General features: G+C 59.5%; 3 protein-coding genes and 1 pseudogene. 3 read left to right on the forward strand and 1 reads right to left on the reverse strand.

Annotated features, from left to right (window positions below):
- The 3 genes from ACY692_RS14460 to ACY692_RS14470 form a co-directional block, all read left to right on the forward strand.
- Window positions 1-1,685, forward strand: a 1,685-nt coding sequence (locus ACY692_RS14460) for a flagellar hook protein FlgE (protein ID WP_462326084.1), incomplete at its 5' end; no start/stop codon positions are given.
- A gap of 173 nt (window positions 1,686-1,858) precedes the next feature.
- Window positions 1,859-2,167, forward strand: a complete 309-nt coding sequence (locus ACY692_RS14465) for an MTH1187 family thiamine-binding protein (RefSeq protein ID WP_462326085.1) — start codon at window positions 1,859-1,861, stop codon at window positions 2,165-2,167.
- Complete coding sequence (locus tag ACY692_RS14470; RefSeq protein WP_462326086.1) at window positions 2,160-3,194, forward strand: AIR synthase family protein; 1,035 nt, start codon at window positions 2,160-2,162, stop codon at window positions 3,192-3,194. Before ACY692_RS14465 ends, ACY692_RS14470 begins: the two co-directional genes overlap by 8 nt.
- A 282-nt stretch (window positions 3,195-3,476) precedes the next feature.
- Here the strand turns inward: ACY692_RS14470 and ACY692_RS14475 are convergent.
- Window positions 3,477-3,733 (reverse strand): annotated as a pseudogene (locus ACY692_RS14475) (peptidase U32 family protein); the annotation flags it as partial.

Consider the following 3,733-nt stretch of genomic DNA (forward strand, 5'->3'; position numbering starts at 1 on the left):
CGGGAACCAGCGGCCTCAAGGCCCACGGAGAATCCATGACCGTCATCGGCAACAATATCGCCAATGTCAGCACGGTCGGTTTCAAGGGGTCCCGGCTCCATTTCGAGGACGCCTTGAGTCAGGCAACGACCACTGCCTCAGGCACTGGACAGGTCGGGCGTGGCGTGCAGGTCGGGACGGTCATGGCCGATTTTGCCCAGGGCTCCCTGGAGACGACAACGGAGTCCACGGATCTGGCCATTGGGGGCGAAGGGTTTTTCATGGTCTCTCCCACGGGAGAGGATGTCCAATACTACACCCGGGCCGGAAATTTTCGGTTCGACGATGATGGAAGACTGACAGACCCACACGGGTATGTCGTCCAGGGGTGGAAGGTCCAAAACGACAACAACCCCACAGCGGCCACATCCACCTCGACGGCAAATTCTTCCGCCAAGATCGAAGGGGTGCCCACGGATATCGTCCTGGATAACTTCCAGTCCCCGCCCCAGGCCACATCCCAGGTGGATGTCATGACCAATCTGGATTCCCAGTCCACGGACAAGTCCACGAACAGGATCGATGGGGATACACCGGCCACCACCACATACGACCCCGCTCCCATGTTCGCCATGTTTTCCAACTGGGACGCCACCCAAGATGAGCCTATCGGCGACAGTATGTACACCTACCAGTCGACGATCAAGTCCTACGACCAGAACGGGACCGCGCACAACATGACCGTCTATTTCGATCCGGTCAAAGATCCTGAAATCACCGGCAGCGCCGGCGGTAAGCAGCTTTGGGAATACATGGTCACAGTACCCCCCGCAGAGGACGGCCGGACATTGAACGACGGCACTGATGACTATTCCCTTTCGGGGACTGACGGCGCGGGGGTGCTCATGGTCGGGACCCTGACCTTCAATGCGGCGGGGGAACTTACCAATAGTTCGGCATTCACGTTGCCGGACGTTACAACAGGCACAGATTCGGATGATCCCAAAGATTTAAGTAATTGGACGCCGGCAGAGTTTTCCTCGAACGGCTATCCTATCTGTACGGCCAATTTCTTACAGGAAGATGATGCCTCGGCCACGACGGAAGATGATGCCAAGAATATCGAGATCAATTTTGGGATCAAGAATTCCACCACAGAATGGTCCAACTCCTCGGGCACATTGCCCGGCAATGCTGGAGCCATCGGTGGAGGAGGGGGCCCCTACACCACCGGGGCAGAGGCATGGGATGCTCTCCCCGGCATGAACGCCTCCCGTTCCGCCCTGGCGACCACTTCTTACAACACCGGATCGACCACACTCTTCCAGTCCCAGGACGGCTACACGGCCGGATTTCTCCAGGGCGTGTCCGTGGACCGGGACGGCATCCTGACCGGCAGTTACTCCAATGGTCAGGTCCTGGAACTCTACGCCCTGACTCTGGCGGATTTCAATGACCAGTATTCCCTGTACCGAGAGGGCGGCAACCTTTTTTCCGAGACCCGGTCCTCCGGGCCGCCGCTCACCGGGATGGCCAATGCCAGCGGCAAGGGGGCCATTGCCTCCAACTCTTTGGAACAATCCAACGTGGATCTGGCAACCGAGTTCGTGAGCATGATCACTACCCAGAAGGGATATCAGGCAAACAGTAAGACGATCACCACCACGGACGAGATGCTCAATACTCTGATCCAAATGAAGCGCTAAGTCCTCCCCCACCTCCCCTGGTGCATGAAAAGCCCGCCGTTCGGCGGGCTTTTCCCGTTTGGAAGGACTCCGGCCAATTGCAAGCGTTGATCACGGGTGGTACACGATTTTTTTGCCCCATGCAGTATCCCTGGGTCATTTGGGATTTTCTTTTAACAACAAGGAGATGGACCATGCTTGCAAGTTTTTCGGTACTCCCCGTGGGGGTCGGCGATGAATTGCGGGAATATATCGCGGCCGTTGTCGATCTGGTCGATGGATCGGGGCTCGCGTACAAACTCGGGGCCATGCAGACGACCATCGAAGGGGACCAGGCCGAGGTCATGGATGTGGTCCTGCGGTGCCACAACCTCATGAAGGAAAAAGCGCCCCGTGTACTCACCTCGATCACCATCGATGACCGCGTCGGCGCGTCTGATCGGCTGGGGGGGAAAGTGGCAGATGTGGAGGGGGTTCTGGGCAGGAAGGTGAGCAGTGAGTAACCTCGTGGGAAAGCCGAATCCATCCAGGCTCGAAACATTGGTGCAGGGGGCTTTGGGCGCACCGAGTGGTCGGGTAGTGGTCGGTCCGGGGCCCGGCCTGGACGCTGCGGTTCTGGAGACATCCCCTGGCCGGGTCATGGCCATTGCCGAGGACCCGATTTTTCCCGCCCCGGGATTGCCCCTGGATATCATGGGGTGGTTCACCGTGCACATAGGGGCGAGCGATGTGGCTGTGACCGGGATCAGGCCCGAATTTATGACCTATACCCTGCTTTTGCCCCCGGACTGTCCCGAAGAGGACGGGCGGACGATCATTGCAAGTATCTCAGATGCGGCCGAGGAACTGGGTATTTCCATTGTGGGAGGCCATACCGGCTGGTATGGAGCGGTTACCGTACCCACGGTCGGCGGGGTGACCGTCTGGGGGACCGCTGACAGGGACGCCTGGATTTCACCGGGCGGGGCCAGGGACGGGGATACCATCTTGATGACCAAGGGGCCGTGTATCGAAGCCGCGGCCCTGCTTTCCATTGTGCATCAGGAAAAACTGGCCCGGGAACTTTCGCAGAACATGCTCACTTCCTTGAGAAAGCGGGTGGACCAGATAACCGTGGTCGAGGATGCCCTTACTGCCTTTGCTGCCGGAGGGGTGCACGCCATGCATGACGCCACCGAGGGTGGGGTCATGGGGGGGCTGTGGGAAATGTCTGCCGCCTCGGGTGTGGCTGTGGACGTTGATCTGGATCGGATAGCGATACCCGAAGATATCGCCGCCCTGGCCGGAGCCCTGGATTTCGACCCCTGGCAGGCCATCAGCGAGGGAACCCTGCTGGCCGCTGTCGAGCCGAAAGCCGTCGACAGGGTGCGCAGCGAATGGCGCAAGGCAGGCATAGAAAGCATGGTTCTGGGGAGGTTCGATGGAGGCCTGGAGGAAAACACGCTGGTCAGAAACACCACCAGACAGGTGCTTAAGGAGCCGGACAGGGACCCCTTCTGGGAGCTGTTTTTTGCCGGATTGGAGGGATGACTACACGGGCTGACACGGACGAGCACTGACGGGCACGGACCTGCATGGACACTTGGGCGGCAGGGCTTTGTGTGAGTCTGTGGCTGTCCGTGTGGGGCCGTGCCTACCACACCGTTGCCGTATTCCTGTCTGGTGGCCAATGCAGCCCTGAGCTTCCTCGGCCGGCAGGTCGAGCGGGTGGCCCGGGATTTTACCCGGGAAGGCGGCTTTACCGAGCGTCTCTACAGGGTGCGCACGGCAGCCAGGAAACGGGATCGTTGGACCCCATTCTCTGGCTGGCTTTTACCTGCATTCTTCCAGAAACAGGTGCGGGGCAAGATCCGGGTGGTCGCCACGCAGCACATAGTTCAACCCCGGGTGGGCTACATCCACGGCTTCACCGGTTTCCTTTTCCACGCGAAACGGGTTCGGGGAAAGCACCGGTCGCCTCAGTCCCGGGGCAAGAATTGCCACTGCCCGCGAAATATCCCATGGATTCTTGACCGCTATCTCCCACGAATCGCTACCAACCTGTCTGGTGACCCTTCCCAGAATGGTCT

The sequence above is a fragment of the Desulfoplanes sp. genome (genome assembly GCF_054921335.1).

Bases quoted from the DNA above. Each gene is read 5' to 3' on its own strand.
- ACY692_RS14465 (WP_462326085.1), top strand. From the start codon at position 1,859: ATGCTTGCAAGTTTTTCGGTACTCCCCGTGGGGGTCGGCGATGAATTG.